We start from the raw sequence: 18,053 nt of genomic DNA on the forward strand, positions 1-18,053 counted from the left end.
AAATTAAAAGGTCTGAGTCCAATTGAATATCGAACCCAGACCTATGTGCCTCGTGTTTAACTGTCCAACTTTTTGGGGTCAGTACAACCCGAGGCCCCTGTATGTCTCAACAACAACAGTATGGCCGCTTACCTGCCGAAAGGCAAGGAGAAGTCAGCTATGAAACTGCCACGAAGTACCCTGCTCTGGTGTGTGTTAATAGTGTGTCTCACACTGCTGATATTCACTTACCTGACACGGAAATCGCTCTGCGAAATCCGTTACAGGGACACGAACAGGGAGGTGGCGGCTTTTATGGCCTACGAATCCGGTAAGTAAGCTACCTGAAGGCGGGGGAAACCCCGCCTTTTCAGGAGCCGAGTTGCTCTGACATGCCTGAAGCGCCTTTATGAAGGGGTTACCGGTTTACCGGTAGCCCCTTTTTCCTCCCCGACGCGACCGCACGCCTGAACTTCCGGGAAGGGCTGTTCCCCTGCGGGGAACGGGGGAAAGGGGACGCGCCTCCGGCGCTGCCCCTCTGCTCCCTCATGATCGCCTATAAACGCAGTAACCCCCCATCGACCACATACTGGCTACCCGTTACATATCCGGCATCGTCCGACAGTAAAAACAGTGCAACGGCAGCGGCTTCTTCTGCAGTACCGGGACGTTTCAGGGGGACGCCAGCGCTAATCTGGGCATCATACTGCGCACGGAAGGGGGCGGGAATAATGTCCAGTAACGGCGTATCGATGGCCCCTGGCACAAGCGCGTTCACCCTGATCCCCCGTGGTGCAAAGGCCGTTGCCCAGCTGCGAACCAGCGCCAGTTGTGCGCCTTTACTGGCAGCGTAAAGTGCTGCCATGGGGGTTCCTTCATAGGCTGCCGTGGAGGCGGTCAGTACCACGGAGGCCCCTTCTTTCAAAAAACGGGAGAGACTGGCGACCTGCAGGACTGCGGCCCGGACATTGTTTGCCATTATCGTATCGAACTGAGTCGCGCTGCAGTGTTCAACGGATGAGAAGGCGAGTTGTCCGGCGTTAAGCCACAGGCCATCCAGCATGCCGAACGATTCAACAGCATCTGCCAGTGCCTGTGCTGCCTCAGGCTCGGCGCCATCGTTCTGAAGAAGTGTGGTGTGACGGGGGAGTTGTGTCCGGAGTTGTTCCAGTTTATGCAGGTTGCGGCCGGTTATCATGACCTCGCCACCTTCTGCTGTAATGCGCTTTGCCCCGGCCAGACCAATACCGCTGCTTGCACCCGTTATCACTATTTTCTTGCCTGAGAACCGTCCCATTGTATCCCTCGCAGAGTGTTTTACGTCCGGTTTACTCACACTAGAACAACGGTTATTGGTTGTAAAACCATAAACCTGAGGGGCAGGGCTATGGACCCCTTCGGCTCCCGGCCAGCTGCGCTGTCCAGTCGTCGAGCCACACTCCGCCAGGGCAGCTGCTTCGCACCCGCCGGGCTCCGCCGAACCCGCAGGCGGGTTCGTGCCTGACGGCTAGTGTCTGATGTCTGAGGTCAAGATCAAGGTCAAGGGCAGCGCTTGCTGCGACCGTTCCGGTCACGCCGCTTTCACCGTGCCGGCGATAAAGCTGCCGGCACTCTAGTGCTTCTCTCCTCTCCTGCGTTCATAACCGGCGTTCTGCTGGTTAACTTTCTCAGCTGCAGCTCTGTGGCCATAACCCGAAAAACGGGCAGGGCGATGGCCCCCTTCGGCTCCTGACCAGCTGCGCTGTTCAGTCGTCGAGCCCCACTCCGCCAGGGCGGCTGCTGACGCACCCGCCGGGCTCCGCCGAACCCGCAAGCGGTTTCGGGCTGACGCTAGGGTCTGATGGCGAAGGTCAAGGTCAAGGGCAGCGCTTGCTGCGACCGTTCCGGTCGCGCCGCTTTCACCGCGCCGGCTGATGCCGTCGCTTTAATGTCGCCACGCCGTTCCGTCGTGTCGGGTGTGTTCATTCTCTTCCCGTGCTTCTGGTGAGCCATCTCCCGTTAAGTCCCCGGGCGGAGGGCTGGTAGTAGCACCGTCGTGTCGTCATCCGAAGGGTGAAATGAACTCCGCCAAAACTTTTTGCGAAGGGTCGCAAAAACTTTTGTCTCCGCCCTTCTCCTGCCGCCCCGCCGTCGCTCCTTTGCCCTTTGCCGCCAGGGAACTCACCGAGAGATGGATTAACCACCAGACAAGAGGAAAAGCAGAATGAACACACAGAACGTCAACGTCAAAACCGCCACCAAAGAATCTTCCGAAAGATGGGGTTCAGACCCGAAAGCGCGTCTGGCCTGTGTTATCGCGGAGCAAAAGTCATATCTGGCTGAGCTTTGCGGCGTGTGCAATCTCCAGCTGAGCCAGCACGATGAGGCTGAGGAAATCCTGCGTCTTCTCAGCCTGATGAGCGACAACATTCACAGGGAAGGTGTGCTGTGCTGGGAACGTTCATATCCGCTGGTTTCGTTTCATGTCGTGCAGCCATGGTTGCAGGCAAAAGATCATGTCATCCGCTTATACGGCATTATCGGGCGTAAGGCGTGGGAGAACGCGCATAAGGACCTTTGCAATAACATTAATCTTGCACAGTCTCTGTTGCGCCTGGAAGCTCGTTAATCAGCATCTCCATGCATAAATTTATGCGCAGCATGTCAGATGCTGCGTAATGTCCGGCAGGCAGGGGGGCATCCTCCTGCCATCGGGCCCGCTAAAAAACGCGCGCCTGCGGCGCCGGAAGGGCAGGCTGCGCTGACGCGCCGCCGGGCCCTTTCCTCCGCAATTTCTCTGTTCTCCGGATCCCTCTCTCCTGTCTGTCCGGTTTCAGCCTGCTGTTTACTGGCTTCCGGCTGTTCTCCCTGCTGTGATGCCTCTTTTTTAACGGCAACACCATTATGGCCCCCTTCGGCTCCCGGCCAGCTGCGCTGTCCAGTCGTCGAGCCCTACTCCGCCAGGGCGGCTGCTGACGCACCCGCCGGGCTCCGCCGAACCCGCAAGCGGTTTCGGGCTGACGCTAGGGTCTGATGGCTAAGGTCAAGGTCAAGGTCAAGGTCAAGGGCAGCGCTTGCTGCGACCGTTCCGGTCGCGCCGCTTTCACCGTGCCGGCGATAAAGCTGCCGGCACTCTGAGGGGCAACGCCGTTTCGCGCCCGCGCGTTCCGTCGTTGCGGCGGGTTCCTGCTCCTTTCCTCTGGTGCCGTTTCACCCATTTGAGTCCATTCGCCGGGGCTGAGACAAGCACAACCCGCCTGGCTGTCCAGGGACGGTAAACCTTTCGCAATAAATTTTTCCCGGCCATTCCGCAGGCTCCATTAGACCGAAAAAAATTTCCCGCTCACCCCGGACATCTGCGCCGGGCCGTGCTCGTTTACGCCCTTGCGGCGAACGGCTCTCAAACGGGTGAAGGTAACAACCAGGGGGCAGGTTCAGCAGGTCCCCGCAAAACGTCAAAACCGCGACCCCGGCAACTCAACGGGTGAAGGTTTTAAAAGGCAAAACAACGGATGAAGGAGAATATAATGCGTTTAGCTTCCCGATTTGGCCGTACCCAGTCCATTCGTCAGGAACGTCCATTAACAAATAACGAATTAATTCAGGTTGTGCCTTCTGTCTTTTCCGAAGAAAAGCACAGTTCACGCAGTGAACGCTATACCTGTATCCCAACTATTACCCTGCTGGATAAGTTACGTGACGAAGGATTTCAGCCCTTTTTCGCCTGCCAGTCAAGAGTGCGAAATGAAGATAAGCGAGGTCATACAAAACATATGGTTCGTTTGCGCAGGGAGGGTGTAAACAAAGGAAAGGAAGTTCCGGAAATCATTCTGCTTAATTCACATGATGGTTCATCGAGCTATCAAATGATCCCGGGCATGTTTCGTTTTGTCTGTACCAATGGCCTGATATGTGGAACATCATTTGGTGAGATCCGGGTACCGCATAAAGGGGATGTCGTCGGACAGGTAATTGAAGGTGCTTATGAAGTCCTGGGTATTTTCGATAAAGTGGCAGAGAGCGTAGATGTAATGAAATCCATTACGCTGACAAAAGAAGAGCAACACCTTTTTGGGCAGGCCGCTCTGACCTATAAGTATGATGACGTGAATAAAGCTCCGGTTAGTGTAGGACAAATTATTCACCCCCGCCGTTTTGAAGATAAATCAGAAGATATCTGGACCACGTATCAACGTGTGCAGGAAAACTTGATTAAAGGTGGTTTGCCCGGTCGTTCACAGAACGGAAAAAAAACGACAACCCGGCCAGTACAGGGCATTGATGGTGATGTCAAACTGAATAAAGCGCTGTGGTTGATTGCCGAACAGTTCCGCACATTCAAGGGATAATACAAAATTCCCCCGGACTGATATGTCCGGGGCCTTCAGTTCAGCGTCAGGGTGTTAATTACAATGTTTGAATTCACAGGCGTCTGCGTCAGTATTACACATATGGAGGAAAAAGATGTCAGGATCCTCCATATACTTTCCTTTAATAACCAGACCATCGAAAGCTATAACGAGTGGATCCATGACACGTCATATGGCGTGATCATCAGGATGTATGATTTTAAGCGCCATCTTCTGGCCCTTAAAAGAGGTGGCGTATCCAGGCTATTGCGCAGGAATCTTATCCGCATGTATCAGGAACGTGGATATCTCATCTATCATTTTGACAGCGATGCGGATCATTACCCCGATATAGACAGTGTGGAATTCTGAAAAGATGAAGCCTTCTCCACGAGAAGGCTTTTTTAGTTCATTGCGGTTTGCTGCGTTTTAGCTGGCAGACGTTTACTCGCTTTTATCGCGGTGTAGTACCGATTAATTTTTTTCGCATACTCATAACGCCTGGCTGCCTGAAGCGGCGTTCTTTTAAACCCTGCGTTATACGCACCTACAGCATCCCATGACACGCCCCATTTTCTGAAAGCCTTTGCCAGATAATACGCCCCGGTGTAGATATTCAGACAGGCATCCGTGAGCAGATGGTCTGATTTTATTCCATATCGTGACAGTTCGTCGAAATGCTGCGAATCAATCTGCATAAGTCCGGAGCCGTAACCTGTTACCGGATTACGACCAATGGCGCCAATTATAAAATGCGATTCCTGCCAGGAAATAGCACGGAGTAGATCTGGATCAATTCTGTAATCTCTTCCCGCCATATCAAAACAATCCGATGCCATGGAGGACAACGATATTGCTGACAGTGCGATGCCCAGTACCCAACCTTTCATGAATTCCCCTCCGGTGCAGTTGCCGGAAATACGTTAACCCATCCGAGAAATATACTCAACAAATGTGCACTCCTCACCACAAAACAGCACACCCCACGCAAAATTAAAATTTTGCAGATTGTTCTTTGGTTTCAGTTGCTTATGGTTAGTTATATTATGCTGTGTTATATATTGTTATATATATGCAAGTCGTCAAAGACTTTTCGGTGAGTTTTGTATGAGTCATATAAAACTCGCCTACAACTCGTCTATTAAAAATCAGTGGGTTAACCAGACTTAAGTCGGGACTTAAGTTGTTGAGTGAGTTGTATTGCAAGTTGCTTGAACTCTAGACTTAAGTTTAGAGTTGTTTTAATTGAATGATCACGATATCGTTGTGGCGAATATTGTTCTTGTCACCATATTAAGAAAGGAGTTCATATGGCTAGGGTTCAGGCATATCCCAGTGATGAGGTAGTCGATAAAATCAATGCCATAGTTGAAAAGAGAAGAGCTGAGGGTGCGAAGGAAAAAGATATTAGTTTTTCCAGTGTGGCCACAATGCTCCTTGAACTTGGTCTTAGGGTTTATGAAGCCCAGATGGAACGGAAGGAGTCCGGATTTAATCAGAAGGAGTTCAATAAAGTATTGCTTGAGAATGTTATGAAAACTCAGTTTACTATTTCGAAAGTACTGGCGATGGACTCTCTTAGCCCACATATAAATGGCGATGATCGTTTTGATTTCAAATCAATGGTTATGAATATACGAGACGATGCCAGAGAGGTTGTGGAAAGATTTTTCCCATCACAGGATGAGGAGGAATAAGATTGTTCCAGTCTCTGTATAGAGACTAATTAACTTTAGTATTTGTGCCTGTCTAAAGTTAATAAAAAAGAATAATGATCTAGGTGCTGGAAGTGACACGGAGAGTCAGGAGTTATAAAATGGAATTAGTGCAGTGATTAAAATTTGTTGAAGCGTTAGCGCCTGGGGTTTGCCCCCCCAGACGCCAACTATCCATAGTGTCCTTTAGTGGAGGCGCCTATGTGTGCGAAGGATCGTAGTCAAAATACGTTTGTCAGTCAAACGGATTCCATTCATTCTTTAGGTGAGATGCTTAACATTTCATCTTCCCTGTCATTTATTCGTAATGCCCGTGGTGAGTTAATTCACACCAGCCCACTTTTTGACAAGGTTTTCTTAACACGTACCGATGTTGACTCATGGTTTTCCTCTCTTCCACTTGAAACAGGTATGGAGTTGGTAAAGTCAGAGATTAATGTTTTATCAGAACGTTCTGCTTGCATTGTTAGAGATGTTCGCATCGATGGCTACGTATGGGATGTTTTTATAGAAAGCCTATCAGTTAATAATGAGTTCTACAGTAAATGGGTCTTTGTCAGGGAAACCTACGATGTTGGATTTATTTCTAACCCTTTTGCTGACGTGGGGAGAAAAATTGAAAAGTATATCTCTAGTTTGTCTTCAGGAAAGGATGATAAATGGAAAATACTCAATTTGTATGCCATAGGTTTAACACATTCAAAAATTTCTGCTATCACTGGCGTATCAGAAAAAACATCAAGAAATGTTGTGAGTGATTTTAATAAAGAATTTGCTTTCGATAGCAGGGATAACCTTATACTCTCGTTATTTTATTCTGTAAGTTATTACAGGCTGGCAATGAATATCATGGATATATTAAAGCCTTGTGTTAATGATTTGTTAAAGTGATAGGGACATTTCCGGTAAGGGAATGTAAAAATAATTTACTCACATTCCCTGGATTATTTGTTTACTTTAGTCGTTCGTAATGTAAAGATTTATTATGTGATATTAATATTTCTATGGGAGGCATGATTGGCAAGAGCGGTTAGGAGTAACTCAAGACCAGCACCAGGGCTTCATGTGCTTCTTCGTCTTGATGAAGATACAAATCGTCTTTTAATAAAAGCAAAAGACAGAAGTTCAAGAAGTAAGACTGCAGAAGCTTACATGCGTCTTAGAGACCATTTAGAGAGGTTTCCAGACTTCTATAATTCTGAAACTGTGGAGGGAAAAAAAGCACAATAAAACTTTCTTAAAATCAATGGACTGTTCTAAACAGGTTATGTCTGATATTTAAATCCATTTTATTCATTGGGTATAAACATGAATACTGTATTAACTGTGCAGGGTAGCTCTGTAGCTGTTGAAAACAAAAAGTCTGTTCTTTCGCGCATCTTTAATAAAAAGAATGTGCTGAAAGCTGCTAAAGGAATTTTGCCGCTTGCCGTTCTGGCTGCTGTATTCCCACAAGCAGCACTGGCCACTACTACCGGTACGGATTTAATGAAGACCGGTGATGGCACTGTAAAAGCAACTTTTGGTTCAGGTTCCAGTGTCGTGAAATGGGTGATTCTGGCTGAGGTTATTGTCGGCGGCATCATGTACATGATGACCAAAAACGTTAAGTTCCTGGCCGGTTTTGCCATCCTGTCGGTATTCGTTACCGTCGGCATGTCTGTTGCTGGATATTAATTTTCCTGCGGCAGATTTTCCCCTGTCTGTCGTTCTCCGGCAGATGTAATACCACTCGTTATTAAAGAAGGATTTTTACATGACTACAGCATTATCCATTCAGAGTGCTGAAATGAGTAAGGGTGTTAAGCCTTCTCTGCGTACCCGTCTCTTCAGCAAGGCCAAAATGCTGAAGGCGGCAAAAGCCGTTCTCCCTGTTGCTGTTCTTGCGGCAGCTTTCCCTGAAGTAGCGATGGCCACCACCACCGGTACCGATCTGATGAAGTCAGGTGACGGTACGGTTAAAGCCACATTTGGTAAAGGGTCAAGTGTCGTCAAGTGGGTGATCCTGGCGGAAGTTATCGTTGGCGGCATCATGTACATGATGACCAAAAACGTTAAGTTCCTGGCTGGCTTCGCCATTCTGTCGGTTTTTGTCACCGTCGGAATGTCGGTCGCTGGTTACTAAGAGGGCGTGAATGATGACCGGGGACGAACTCAAAAAGTACCGTTTCCCGGAAACATTGACGAACCAGTCCCGTTGGTTCGGTCTGTATCTCGATGAACTAATCCCGGCCGTAATCTGTCTCGGCTGGGGTTTCTGGACCAGTAAGTTTTTGTTCGGTCTGGTAGCGGCAATTCTGGTTTTCCTGGGCATCAAAAAACTGAAAAAAGGGCGGGGCAGTGCCTGGTTACGCGATTTGATTTACTGGTATCTGCCTACGTCCCTTCTTAAAGGGATTTTCCATGATGTCCCGGACTCCTGTTTCCGGCAGTGGATTAAATAATAGTACGGAGTAACTAACATGGAACACGGCGCTCGTCTCAGTACCACCCGTGTCATTGGTCTGGGGTTTATCTGTCTCGGTACCGTCACAGTACTGAGCCTGGCCACCAATGTTATTCAGGGCATCAATAACTACCGCCTGCAAAATGAGCAAAAGGTTGCGGTGACGCCCATGTTATATAACGCCCCTTTCGCGGTATCACAGAACCAGTCTGATGCATCCTATCTGGAACAGATGGGCCTGAGTTTTGTTTCATTGCGCCTGAATGTCACCCCTGAAACCGTGGATGCTCAACACGAACAGCTGCTGAAGTATGTGTATCCGGCATCGCAGAACAACCTGAAAATTCAGCTTGCTGAGGATGCAAAACGGATTAAGGACAATAACGTTAATTCCAGTTTTTACTGGACGTTTGTCCGTGCCTACCCGGTAGAAAACCGTGTTGAAATTCGAGGGGAGCTGAAGACCTGGATTGGGGATTCCAGGCCTTATTCAGAAATTAAACATTATGTTATTCAGTTTAACCGTTTAGATGGGATCAGCTGGCTGACACGTTTTGGAGAGGTGACTGATGAAAATCGTTAAACCCCTGTGTGTATCCGCCTGTCTGAGCCTTTGTCTGATGACACCGGCAATGTCTGCCACGGTAAGCGGAACGCTTGCACCCACAGTGGTACCACTGACAAATGGTGGTCAGGCAAACATCGCGGTCAGCAACACGGATCCTAATCTGTTTATGGTTCCGGGCGATCGCATCACCGCCATTAACAGTCTGGATGGCGGTCTGACGAACCAGGAGCAGACAGACAGTGGCGGAGCCATCCTGGCAACCGTCAGTAAAAAACCATTCACTTTCATTGTTGAGACAGAACGCGGACTGAATTTCTCAATTCGTGCCGTTCCGCGCGCGGGGGCAGGCCGGACTATTCAGCTGGTCTCCGAACTGGCCGGTACTCCCGGCCCGGCGAAGTCCTGGGAAGAGTCTTCACCGTATGAAAGCCTCCTGGTATCACTAAATCGTGCCGTTCGTCAGGGTGGAATGCCTGAAGGGTACCAGCCCGTTCCTGTCACGTCGGAAACCTTAACCGTTCCAGCAGGGCTGAGTGCAAAGGCAGAAAAAGTGTGGACAGGGCATCACCTGAAAGTGGTTCGTTATGCCGTGGATAACGTGTCGCTTTCTCCACGTATGGTCAAAGAAAGTGATTTCTGGCAGCCAGGTACGCGCGCCATCATGATCAGCGGGACAGCGGGTCCCCTGTTGAGTGGCGGACGCCTGCAGGTCTGGGTCACCACAGCAGAGGGAGATCGCTGATGGCCAACATTAATAAGCTGGTCAAGAACAAACAGTTTATGTGGCTGGGTGTCATCGCCGTATCTGCTGTCGCCATTATCGGTGGCGGTATGTATCTCTCTGATCTCGAGGTTGGTTCCGATGATGCCGCCCAGACGCAGAACGAACCCGCGCCGGACATGACGGGGGTAGTGGACAGTCGTTTCGATACCAAAGTTCAGCAACATGCGACAACTGAAATGCAGGCGACAGCAGCTGATCTGACAAAGCGTTTTGATGCACTTCAGAACGAAGTGAACCTGTTGAATAAAGGTCGCGGTGAAGATCAGAAGCGTATTGAGCAACTCACTACGGAAAACCAGGCAATGCAGGACCAGTTAAACAAGCTGGGTGTGAAGCCGACCACGACCAGTGGTGAGCCTGTTCCGAAACCACCGATCCCTGCACCGGGACCGGAGGGTGAGCCGCAACCGGCGAATTTCCCGCCGCAACCTGCAGGTGCTGTTCCACCACCCACGTCATTCTATCCGGGTAACGGGACTACACCGGCGCCACAGGTCAGTTATCAACCTGTACCGGCCCCTAACCAGATCCAACGACGTACATTCAGTTATGACAAAGGTAAGAAGGCAAAAACACTGCCGTACATTCCTTCAGGTAGTTTTGCGAAAAGCATTCTGATTGAAGGTGCGGATGCGAATGCCTCTGTCACCGGTAATGAATCTACGGTTCCGATGCAGGTCCGTCTGGTCGGCCGTGTGGAAATGCCTAACAGCAAAACTTATGACCTGACTGGCTGTTTTGTTGGCCTCGAAGCATATGGTGACGTTTCAAGTGAGCGCGCGATTGTCCGTACCCGAAATATCAGCTGCATCAAAGGTGATAAGACTATCGATCAGCCAATTTCAGGCCACGTTTCCTTTATGGGGAAAAACGGTGTGAAAGGTGAAGTCGTGATGCGTAACGGAAAAATCCTCGGCTGGGCGTGGGGAGCTGGTTTTGTTGATGGTATTGGTCAAGGGATGGAACGTGCGGCACAACCTTCTGTTGGAATTGGTGCGACGGCATCCGTTGGAGCCGGTGATGTGCTCAAAATGGGCGTTGGAGGAGGTGCATCTAAAGCAGCGCAGACACTGAGTGAGTATTACATCAAACGTGCAGAACAGTATCACCCTGTCATTCCAATTGGTGCCGGTAATGAGGTGACCGTTGTGTTCCAGGATGGATTCCAGTTGAAAACGATTGAAGAACTGGATGCAGAGAAAAACGGTAAGCAGCAGGAACAAAATCAGGAACAGCAGCCGCAACAACCTCAGCAGGCAGGTGCATCCCTGAACGGCTTCAGTACTGACCAGATGCTGAAACAACTCGGGAAATTAGATCCCCACCAGTTTTCACCTGGTGCCATGTCAGAGGGGAACAACAATGGCTAGGCAGAAAATGGAGAAAAGTAATCCGCTCCCGGAAACGTCTGGTCATACCGTTCCTGTCGGAGATACGGGGGCCGGCAAAACAACCATTATGTCGAAAATGGTATTTGCCTTGTCAGATACAAACCAACTGGAGAAAGTTTATGGTGCCATGAGTTCGGAAGAGAGAGACAGATTTACTCAGGAAATTAAAGCTAACACCCTATTCAGGATGAACCTGAAAAAGAGCTAATAACAGGCGGAGAATATTATGAAGGAATTAATTCTGTTAATTCCTCTGGGCAGCGCATTGCTTTTAACCGGATGCGCAGGAACGGAGACTGATTTTCAATGTAACGCAACAACATCGGATACCTGTATGACGATGGAACAGGCCAATGAAAAAGCTAAGGCGAAAGAGGAACGCAGTGAGGCAAAGCCGGTTGCGGCCGGGTTGCCTCGACTGGCTGACGGTAATTTCAGAACGACGTCAGTAAATTCATACCCGTTGCCGCCACAACCTGATTTAGTACAGGCGAAAGCCCCAGCGGCTGTAGTAGTAAATAAAAGTACCCCGTCATTATTAAATGTCAGGGGGTCGGTAAATAAGCCTAGGTATATACAACCCGTTACACCCCAGGTTATGCGTCCGGTGACAGTATCAACATTTACATCACCTCAAACTGTACCGGGCCAGTATCCGAGACCATTAAGAAAAGGTGAGCAGACAACATCATTATGGATCGCTCCCTATGTGGATTCCGATGATGTATATCATCAACCAACGACAGTGTTATTTGTGGTGACCCCATCAACCTGGGGACAACCTCGTCTTAATTAATTATCAGCGCCATGACTGGCGCTGCTGGAATGCTACTGCTGGATTAAAACGAGTGCCCTCTGCGTTGAAAGGGATGGGCGGTAGCGTGTTTGTGATGTCAGGGATTTCAGTTTATGGTGTTAAATATTGATTTTATAAAGTATCTGTATTTACTGATGAAAGAAGATTCATCGTATGTCATTCTGAGCATTGCCCTTTTTGGGGTGATTCCAGCACTGTTGATGTCAAGCGTATTACGGATTAAAAACAGAACGAAGCGCTTCCTGTCGTTAATCATTATTATGGTGGTTTCATTTGGAACTCTTTCATTGCTCCAACCAGAAAGTAAGTACAAAGCAATATTAATCAATAAGCAAAATACTGAATATACATTACAACACTGCAAAGTATCGGCATTTAACGCGCAGCCAGAAACACCATTTACCAGTGCAAAAGATGCCTGGTCTTGTCCGGATAGCGTAACACGGTATATGGATGTGAAATACAGGGATAATGGCATTCACAGCCTTTCTGATAAAAAGGAGTAACGGTATGCATGCTTACATAAACGGTATGGATGTGTGGTGGATTTTAGTCATTGATCTGGTGATGTTAATTGCAGGGATCATCGGGGTGTTCTTAGCACTTATTCTTCCCGAACATTATCAATTCAGGGGCAAGCTTTTTCTGACAGGCGCGTTCACTGCGATTATTGGCATTGCAATCTGTTTCGTTATGGTGAGGTTAACCTATAGTGCCAGCGAGATCGATGCTGGCCGGCACTGGAAAACAGAGTGCTCACTTATTGAAGCCAATGTGCAGACCGGTTTTTTGAATGACGCCGTCAACAAATTAAGGTGTGAGGGAGTTATTGTTAATGTTCCGGTGTATGCCTATGAGGCCTACACTGAACAGTGGCAGTTATTACAAAAGAAAAAAGGTGGGGAATAAAATGACTTTCCTGAAAAGATACGGCTTTCTAATTTATCCTCTAATGTACTGGTCTGTTTATCTCACTTTGAGGTATCTGCTAACTAAATCTCCAGATCAAAGTACAGAGGAGTTTCATACCACTTTGCGTCGTGAGCTGGTTTTTATTATATGTAGCCTTGGTGTGTATTATTTCTTGTGTGTGTCGGTAACGAGTTATTATGAGGTTCTTCGTCTCGGTATCTTATCAACACTGATTATTCATAGTGCATTGCTCATTATCACGCTTCTGGTATCACTCTGGAACGGAAAGATTGTTATGGGTGAGGTGATATTTGCACAGTTGATGGCGGCAAGAATAATTCTTTTCTTTATGCCGTTTACTTTATTTTATTATCGGGAAAGATAAATATCGAGCATCTTGACTTTCCCCCTCAAAAAAATATGAAAATCTATTTTTGTTCCTCAAGAAGGAGTTAACCTGTGAGTCTGAACCCTATTGAGTCGGTAGCCAAAGCAGTTAATACATTACTCACAGCGCTGAAGCTACCTGATGAATCTGCAAAAGCAAATGATGTTCTGGCCAGTATGGATTTCCCTCAATTCAGTCGCGTTCTGCCATATAAGGATTACGACAGTGAAACAGGGTTGTTTATTAACCAGAAGACAGTCGGTTTTATTCTGGAAGCCAGGCCTCTACCAGGCGCCAATGAACATATTGTAGGTTCGCTTGAGAACCTGCTGAGAACGAAATTACCGCGTAATGTTCCGGTCACCATTAATCTGGTTTCCAGCAAGCTGGTTGGCGATGATATCGAATATGGCCTCCGTGAGTTCAGCTGGAGTGGTCCTCAGGCAGAAAAGTTTAACGCCATTACGCGAGCCTATTATGTGCGTGCAGCAGAGAAGCATTTTGCGCTGCCACCGGGAATGGATTTACCGCTGACGCTCAGAAACTACCGTGTATTTATCTCCTGCAGCATGCCGCGTAAGAAAAATTCGAATGCGCAAATCATCGAGCTTCAGAACCAGGTCAAGATAATCCGGGCCTCACTGCTTGGCGCGCAAATACCGACTAAGGCACTGGATGAGAAGGGCCTTGTGGAAATGGTCAGTGAACTGATTAATCCAAATCCAGGTGAGATGTACCGGAGGCCTAAAAAGCTGGATCCTTACCAGGAGCTGAATTACCAGTGTGTTGATGACAGCTTTGATATGGAAGTGATGGCGAATCATCTCAACATTGGCCTGCTGGACAAAAATGGGGTGGAACGTCATACCCGGGTGCTCAACTATCATCTTGCACGCGACCCGGAAATTGCGTTTTTGTGGACCAGTGCAGACAACTACGCCAACCTGCTGAACCCGGAATTGTCTATTTCCTGTCCCTTTGTCATTACGCTTACCCTGATGGTGGAAGACCAGGTTAAATCACAGAACGAAGCGAACCTGAAGTTTCTCGACCTGGAGAAAAAGAGCAAAACGTCATACGCGAAGTATTTCCCCTCAGTTGAGAAAGAAGTTAAGGAGTGGGGGGATATTCGCCAGCGACTGTCTTCCAATTCCTCTTCACTGGTGTCCTATTTTTTCAACGTTACGGCGTATACCGAAGACGATCCGGAAGCGGCACTGGCCACTGAACAGGAAATACTGAACAGTTTCCGTAAGGGGGGCTTTGAACTCATCGCCGCTCGCTATCAGCAGATGCGTAATTTCCTGTCGATTCTGCCTTTTAAGGCGGGAGAGGGGATATTTAAGGAACTGCAGGCGGCGGGGGTAGTTCGCCGTGCTGAAAGCTTTAATGTGGCAAACCTGATGCCGGTGGTGGCCGACAGTCCACTGGCTCCTTCCGGTCTGCTGGCGCCTACATATCGTAACCAGCTGGCTTTTATCGATCTCTTCTACACCGGCATGAATAACACCAACTTTAACATGGCGGTATGCGGTACTTCCGGTGCGGGGAAAACAGGCCTGATACAGCCGCTTATCCGTAGCGTCATTGATGCCGGTGGTTATTCCTGGGTATTCGATATGGGGGATGGTTACAAATCACTGTGCGAAAACATGGGGGGTGTGTATCTCGATGGCGATACGCTGAAATTTAACCCGTTTGCGAACGTGCTCGATGACAATAACTTCGATGCATCTGCAGAGCGTATCCGTGACCAGCTTTCCGTCATGGCCAGTCCCAATGGGAATCTTGATGAAGTCCATGAAGGCCTGCTGCTTCAGGCGGTCAAAGCGGCCTGGCTGACCAAGCATAACAAAGCCCGAATTGACGATGTGGTGGATTTCCTGCAGGAAGCCAAAGACAGCGAAACCTATGCAGACTCACCGACGATCCGCAGCCGTCTGGACGAAATGATTATTCTGCTCGACCAGTACACGGTTAACGGGATTTACGGCAGCTACTTCAACTCTGATGAACCGTCACTCAATGATGATGCCCGTATGGTTGTGCTGGAGCTGGGGGGGCTGGAGTCCCGGCCATCTCTGCTGGTTGCTGTGATGTTCTCGTTGATTATTTATATCGAGAACCGCATGTACCAGACACCCCGTAACCTGAAAAAACTGAACGTCATTGACGAAGGCTGGCGCCTGCTGGACTTCAAAAATGAGAAGGTCGGCACCTTTATCGAGAAGGGCTACCGTACCGCACGCCGTCACCTGGGTTCGTATATCACTATTACACAGAACATTGTCGATTTTGACTCAGATACGGCTTCCAGTGCTGCACGTGCCGCCTGGGGGAACTCCTCATACAAAATCATCCTTAAACAGTCTGCCAAAGAGTTTGCCAAGTACAACCAGCTTTACCCCGACCAGTTCACGCAGCTGCAGCGCGACATGATTAACCGTTTTGGTTCGGCTAAAGACCAGTGGTTCTCCTCCTTCATGCTGTCGGTGGAGGCGCATTCATCGTGGCACCGGTTGTTTGTCGATCCACTCAGCCGCGCCATGTATTCATCCAGTGGTGCTGACTTTGAGTACATCACACAACGAAAACGCGCCGGGGTGAGTATTCACGATGCCGTGTACGAACTGGCCTGCCGTAACTTCCCGGATGAAATGGCAGACCTGGAGGCCCGGGTGGCCATGAATAATACAAGGAGTGCTGCCTGATGGAAAAAAATATCAGAAATCGTCTGTTTACCCGACGTGCCCTTATCACTGGCGGGCTGATGGTTGCCATTCTTGCCGCCAATGCCGTGGTGACCCGGATCATGATAGCGCACAGCACACCTCGTGTTGTCGCGTTTGATATGAAGAAAACGCTCGATAACTTCATGGACAGTGTCAGCCGTAAGCAACTGACGGAAAGCCAGTCTAAGGCACTGTCGGATCGTTTTAACGATGCGCTGGAAAAAAGTCTGGATGACTGGCAGCAGAAAAACCATGTGCTGATTCTTGTTTCTCCTGCCGTGGTTAATGGGGCGCCTGACGTCACGCTGAGTATTCAGCGTGATATTGCGAAGCGGATGCAGGGAGGCAGGGAATGAAAATGATCCGCGGGGCGCTCTTTGCTGTATGTCTTGTCTCCCCGCTTACCCGGGCAGCTGATCTGGGTACATGGGGCGACCTGTGGCCCATACAGGAACAGGATATGTTATCGCTGATAACCCAGCGCCTTGAAGCGCTGGAGAAGTCCGGGCGATGGGGGCAGGAGATGGAGGCCTTTAAGGAGCGGGTGAAGACCAACAGCCAGCGCCCGGCTCCCGTCGAGGGGATAAAGAAAGCGGATAAATATGAGCAGCGCTGGTTTGATCCCAGCATCAAATTAACTGAAGACCTGAAGGATCAGAACGGTGTGCTGTTCGCCCGGAAAGGGCAGGTGCTTAATCCGCTTAAAACCGTTCCTTTTATGCAGACGCTTTACTTCATTGACGGTGATGATCCGGACCAGTTGGCCTGGATGAAACGCCAGGTACCTGAGACGTTAATCAGCAAGATTATCCTCGTTAAAGGCAGCGTCCCGGATACATCGGCGGCGCTCGACAGCCGGATTTATTTTGACCAGAACGGCGTGCTGAGCCAGCGCTTTGGACTGACGGCAGTACCCGCGCGGATCACCCCGGCCCCCTCGGGAGAACGACTGAACATCGAATACTTTCCACCCACGCGATAAGGATGTTTCTGTGAAACGTATTTTGTTTTTCATGGTGGCCTGCCTGCTATGGAGCCACAGTATGAATGCCGCTGCCGACCCGTCGTGTGAAGGACGATTTGTAAATCCCATTACAGATGTCTGCTGGCGTTGCATTTTCCCCTTATCGCTGGGGAGTGTGCAGGTGGGGAAAGGAGATCAGCCGGACACGCCTAATCCCGGCAGCCCGATACAGTATTGCCCGGCCCCACCCCCAATCTTTGTACGCATTGGTCTGGCTATCGGTTACTGGGAACCGATGGCCATGACCGACGTCAGCCGATCACCTGGCTGCATGGTGAATCTGGGGGGATTCAGTATCAATCTCGGTAAAACAGGGATGGGGACGGCCAAAAAGGACGACAAACAGGTCAACGGGGCGTTCTATCACGTGCACTGGTACAAATACCCACTGACGTACTGGCTGAACATCATCACATCAGCAGGTTGCCTGGAAGGCGGAGATATGGACATCGCCTATCTCTCTGAGATTGACCCGACCTGGGTGGACAGCAGTCTGACCACGATCCTGAATCCGGAAGCCGTACTGTTTGCCAACCCGATCGCTCAGGGGGCCTGTGCGGCCGATGCCATTGCCAGTGCTTTCCACTTACCACTTGACCCGTTGTTCTGGTGTGCCGGCTCGCAGGGCTCCATGTATCCCTTCAGTGGATGGGCCAGTAACGAATCCAGCCCGCTGCAATCCTCGGTTCTGCTCAGTGAGCGTATGGCCTACAAGCTTCACCGACAGGGCCAGATTATGGAAACGGTCGGCGCCGATACCGCAGTCTGTTACGAATATCCGTCGCCGATTATCCCTAAAGAGCGCTGGCGCTATCAGATGGTGAATATGTATCCGGACAGCGGGCAGTGCCATCCCCTCGGGCGCAGTGTGATGCGCTGGGAGGCCGGTCGCAACCCGCCTAATACCCGGAAGAATTTTGGTTACCTCATGTGGCGCAAACGTAACTGTGTTTTCCTCTGAAAGGAGTC

At 49.5% G+C, this 18,053-nt stretch carries 23 protein-coding genes and 1 pseudogene; 22 read left to right on the forward strand and 2 right to left on the reverse strand.

The features are described from left to right. Positions 1-101: 101 nt before the first annotated feature. Positions 102-251 (forward strand): annotated as a pseudogene (locus ACOTXF_RS19660) (DUF5431 family protein); the annotation flags it as partial. Further along, positions 193-318: a type I toxin-antitoxin system Hok family toxin gene (locus ACOTXF_RS19665; RefSeq protein WP_223540704.1), complete on the forward strand. Its 126-nt coding sequence runs from the start codon at positions 193-195 to the stop codon at positions 316-318. The pseudogene ACOTXF_RS19660 and the gene ACOTXF_RS19665, both read left to right, overlap by 59 nt. Before the next feature lie 217 nt (positions 319-535). On the opposite strand, the gene ACOTXF_RS19670 is transcribed toward ACOTXF_RS19665, so the two are convergent. After that, positions 536-1,276 (reverse strand): SDR family NAD(P)-dependent oxidoreductase, encoded by a 741-nt coding sequence (locus ACOTXF_RS19670; protein ID WP_058842246.1) that lies wholly within the window; start codon positions 1,274-1,276, stop codon positions 536-538. A gap of 906 nt (positions 1,277-2,182) precedes the next feature. Between ACOTXF_RS19670 and ACOTXF_RS19675 the strand changes: the two genes are divergently transcribed. From ACOTXF_RS19675 to ACOTXF_RS19685, 3 genes are all read left to right on the forward strand, one after another. Beyond that, positions 2,183-2,587: a hypothetical protein gene (locus tag ACOTXF_RS19675; RefSeq protein WP_058842245.1), complete on the forward strand. Its 405-nt coding sequence runs from the start codon at positions 2,183-2,185 to the stop codon at positions 2,585-2,587. 898 nt (positions 2,588-3,485) lie between these two features. Beyond that, positions 3,486-4,307: a DUF932 domain-containing protein gene (locus ACOTXF_RS19680; RefSeq protein ID WP_058842198.1), complete on the forward strand. Its 822-nt coding sequence runs from the start codon at positions 3,486-3,488 to the stop codon at positions 4,305-4,307. A 63-nt stretch (positions 4,308-4,370) separates the two neighbouring features. After that, positions 4,371-4,679 (forward strand): DUF5983 family protein, encoded by a 309-nt coding sequence (locus ACOTXF_RS19685; protein WP_058842199.1) that lies wholly within the window; start codon positions 4,371-4,373, stop codon positions 4,677-4,679. 32 nt (positions 4,680-4,711) lie between these two features. Here the strand turns inward: ACOTXF_RS19685 and ACOTXF_RS19690 are convergent, their stop codons facing one another. Beyond that, on the reverse strand, positions 4,712-5,197 hold the full coding sequence (locus tag ACOTXF_RS19690; protein WP_058842200.1) for a transglycosylase SLT domain-containing protein: 486 nt from the start codon (positions 5,195-5,197) through the stop codon (positions 4,712-4,714). A 420-nt stretch (positions 5,198-5,617) separates the two neighbouring features. Here ACOTXF_RS19690 and traM point away from each other — a divergent pair, with 420 nt between their 5' ends. The 17 genes from traM to traU all read left to right on the forward strand — a co-directional run bounded on the left by traM (position 5,618) and on the right by traU (position 18,045). Then, positions 5,618-6,004, forward strand: a complete 387-nt coding sequence (gene traM, locus ACOTXF_RS19695; protein WP_001568107.1) for a conjugal transfer relaxosome DNA-binding protein TraM — start codon at positions 5,618-5,620, stop codon at positions 6,002-6,004. 219 nt (positions 6,005-6,223) lie between these two features. Then, a complete protein-coding gene (locus ACOTXF_RS19700) occupies positions 6,224-6,913 on the forward strand; it encodes a conjugal transfer protein TrbJ (protein WP_421635294.1) in 690 nt (229 codons plus the stop codon). Between the two features lie 174 nt (positions 6,914-7,087). Then, the gene (locus ACOTXF_RS19705) at positions 7,088-7,252 is read left to right on the forward strand and encodes a TraY domain-containing protein (protein ID WP_071594636.1); all 165 of its coding nucleotides are present in this window, start codon (positions 7,088-7,090) and stop codon (positions 7,250-7,252) included. Between the two features lie 78 nt (positions 7,253-7,330). Next, a complete protein-coding gene (traA, locus tag ACOTXF_RS19710; protein ID WP_001568105.1) occupies positions 7,331-7,699 on the forward strand; it encodes a type IV conjugative transfer system pilin TraA in 369 nt (122 codons plus the stop codon). 79 nt (positions 7,700-7,778) lie between these two features. Continuing rightward, the gene (traA, locus tag ACOTXF_RS19715) at positions 7,779-8,147 is read left to right on the forward strand and encodes a type IV conjugative transfer system pilin TraA (protein ID WP_001568104.1); all 369 of its coding nucleotides are present in this window, start codon (positions 7,779-7,781) and stop codon (positions 8,145-8,147) included. A 13-nt stretch (positions 8,148-8,160) separates the two neighbouring features. Further along, on the forward strand, positions 8,161-8,466 hold the full coding sequence (traL, locus tag ACOTXF_RS19720) for a type IV conjugative transfer system protein TraL (protein WP_024191986.1): 306 nt from the start codon (positions 8,161-8,163) through the stop codon (positions 8,464-8,466). 18 nt (positions 8,467-8,484) lie between these two features. After that, positions 8,485-9,051: a type IV conjugative transfer system protein TraE gene (gene traE / locus ACOTXF_RS19725; RefSeq protein WP_001568102.1), complete on the forward strand. Its 567-nt coding sequence runs from the start codon at positions 8,485-8,487 to the stop codon at positions 9,049-9,051. Beyond that, complete coding sequence (gene traK / locus ACOTXF_RS19730; RefSeq protein ID WP_001568101.1) at positions 9,038-9,778, forward strand: type-F conjugative transfer system secretin TraK; 741 nt, start codon at positions 9,038-9,040, stop codon at positions 9,776-9,778. The genes traE and traK overlap by 14 nt, the downstream gene beginning before the upstream one ends. Then, positions 9,778-11,190: an F-type conjugal transfer pilus assembly protein TraB gene (gene traB / locus ACOTXF_RS19735; protein WP_001568100.1), complete on the forward strand. Its 1,413-nt coding sequence runs from the start codon at positions 9,778-9,780 to the stop codon at positions 11,188-11,190. The genes traK and traB overlap by 1 nt, the downstream gene beginning before the upstream one ends. Continuing rightward, entirely contained in the window at positions 11,183-11,419 is a 237-nt protein-coding gene (locus ACOTXF_RS19740) for a hypothetical protein (protein ID WP_001568098.1), read from the forward strand. The genes traB and ACOTXF_RS19740 overlap by 8 nt, the downstream gene beginning before the upstream one ends. 18 nt (positions 11,420-11,437) lie before the next feature. Then, positions 11,438-12,007, forward strand: a complete 570-nt coding sequence (gene traV, locus ACOTXF_RS19745) for a type IV conjugative transfer system lipoprotein TraV (protein ID WP_072253691.1) — start codon at positions 11,438-11,440, stop codon at positions 12,005-12,007. 113 nt (positions 12,008-12,120) lie between these two features. Then, positions 12,121-12,534, forward strand: coding sequence for a hypothetical protein (locus ACOTXF_RS19750; protein ID WP_001568093.1), 414 nt, complete (start codon positions 12,121-12,123; stop codon positions 12,532-12,534). A 4-nt stretch (positions 12,535-12,538) separates the two neighbouring features. Next, positions 12,539-12,937 carry a hypothetical protein gene (locus ACOTXF_RS19755; protein WP_001568092.1) on the forward strand — a complete coding sequence of 133 codons (399 nt, stop codon included), beginning with the start codon at positions 12,539-12,541 and terminating at the stop codon, positions 12,935-12,937. Between the two features lie 462 nt (positions 12,938-13,399). Next, positions 13,400-16,039: a type IV secretion system protein TraC gene (gene traC, locus ACOTXF_RS19760; protein WP_001568090.1), complete on the forward strand. Its 2,640-nt coding sequence runs from the start codon at positions 13,400-13,402 to the stop codon at positions 16,037-16,039. Beyond that, positions 16,039-16,416 (forward strand): type-F conjugative transfer system protein TrbI, encoded by a 378-nt coding sequence (gene trbI, locus ACOTXF_RS19765; protein ID WP_001568089.1) that lies wholly within the window; start codon positions 16,039-16,041, stop codon positions 16,414-16,416. The genes traC and trbI overlap by 1 nt, the downstream gene beginning before the upstream one ends. After that, complete coding sequence (gene traW / locus ACOTXF_RS19770; protein WP_023332867.1) at positions 16,413-17,042, forward strand: type-F conjugative transfer system protein TraW; 630 nt, start codon at positions 16,413-16,415, stop codon at positions 17,040-17,042. Before trbI ends, traW begins: the two co-directional genes overlap by 4 nt. 31 nt (positions 17,043-17,073) lie before the next feature. Then, positions 17,074-18,045, forward strand: a complete 972-nt coding sequence (gene traU, locus ACOTXF_RS19775; RefSeq protein WP_176602138.1) for a conjugal transfer pilus assembly protein TraU — start codon at positions 17,074-17,076, stop codon at positions 18,043-18,045. The last annotated feature ends 8 nt before the right edge of the window (positions 18,046-18,053 follow it).

This window comes from Enterobacter cloacae complex sp. IR53041, from assembly GCF_049238285.1.
In the GTDB taxonomy this organism is placed as follows: domain Bacteria; phylum Pseudomonadota; class Gammaproteobacteria; order Enterobacterales; family Enterobacteriaceae; genus Enterobacter; species Enterobacter roggenkampii.

Bases quoted from the DNA above. Each gene is read 5' to 3' on its own strand.
- traM (WP_001568107.1), top strand. From the start codon at position 5,618: ATGGCTAGGGTTCAGGCATATCCCAGTGATGAGGTAGTCGATAAAATC.
- ACOTXF_RS19690 (WP_058842200.1), bottom strand. From the start codon at position 5,197: ATGAAAGGTTGGGTACTGGGCATCGCACTGTCAGCAATATCGTTGTCC.
- traV (WP_072253691.1), top strand. From the start codon at position 11,438: ATGAAGGAATTAATTCTGTTAATTCCTCTGGGCAGCGCATTGCTTTTA.
- traL (WP_024191986.1), top strand. From the start codon at position 8,161: ATGACCGGGGACGAACTCAAAAAGTACCGTTTCCCGGAAACATTGACG.
- traB (WP_001568100.1), top strand. From the start codon at position 9,778: ATGGCCAACATTAATAAGCTGGTCAAGAACAAACAGTTTATGTGGCTG.
- ACOTXF_RS19685 (WP_058842199.1), top strand. From the start codon at position 4,371: ATGTTTGAATTCACAGGCGTCTGCGTCAGTATTACACATATGGAGGAA.
- ACOTXF_RS19755 (WP_001568092.1), top strand. From the start codon at position 12,539: ATGCATGCTTACATAAACGGTATGGATGTGTGGTGGATTTTAGTCATT.
- ACOTXF_RS19680 (WP_058842198.1), top strand. From the start codon at position 3,486: ATGCGTTTAGCTTCCCGATTTGGCCGTACCCAGTCCATTCGTCAGGAA.
- traA (WP_001568104.1), top strand. From the start codon at position 7,779: ATGACTACAGCATTATCCATTCAGAGTGCTGAAATGAGTAAGGGTGTT.
- ACOTXF_RS19675 (WP_058842245.1), top strand. From the start codon at position 2,183: ATGAACACACAGAACGTCAACGTCAAAACCGCCACCAAAGAATCTTCC.
- trbI (WP_001568089.1), top strand. From the start codon at position 16,039: ATGGAAAAAAATATCAGAAATCGTCTGTTTACCCGACGTGCCCTTATC.
- ACOTXF_RS19740 (WP_001568098.1), top strand. From the start codon at position 11,183: ATGGCTAGGCAGAAAATGGAGAAAAGTAATCCGCTCCCGGAAACGTCT.
- ACOTXF_RS19750 (WP_001568093.1), top strand. From the start codon at position 12,121: ATGGTGTTAAATATTGATTTTATAAAGTATCTGTATTTACTGATGAAA.
- traW (WP_023332867.1), top strand. From the start codon at position 16,413: ATGAAAATGATCCGCGGGGCGCTCTTTGCTGTATGTCTTGTCTCCCCG.
- ACOTXF_RS19670 (WP_058842246.1), bottom strand. From the start codon at position 1,276: ATGGGACGGTTCTCAGGCAAGAAAATAGTGATAACGGGTGCAAGCAGC.
- ACOTXF_RS19700 (WP_421635294.1), top strand. From the start codon at position 6,224: ATGTGTGCGAAGGATCGTAGTCAAAATACGTTTGTCAGTCAAACGGAT.
- traK (WP_001568101.1), top strand. From the start codon at position 9,038: ATGAAAATCGTTAAACCCCTGTGTGTATCCGCCTGTCTGAGCCTTTGT.
- traU (WP_176602138.1), top strand. From the start codon at position 17,074: ATGGTGGCCTGCCTGCTATGGAGCCACAGTATGAATGCCGCTGCCGAC.
- traE (WP_001568102.1), top strand. From the start codon at position 8,485: ATGGAACACGGCGCTCGTCTCAGTACCACCCGTGTCATTGGTCTGGGG.
- traA (WP_001568105.1), top strand. From the start codon at position 7,331: ATGAATACTGTATTAACTGTGCAGGGTAGCTCTGTAGCTGTTGAAAAC.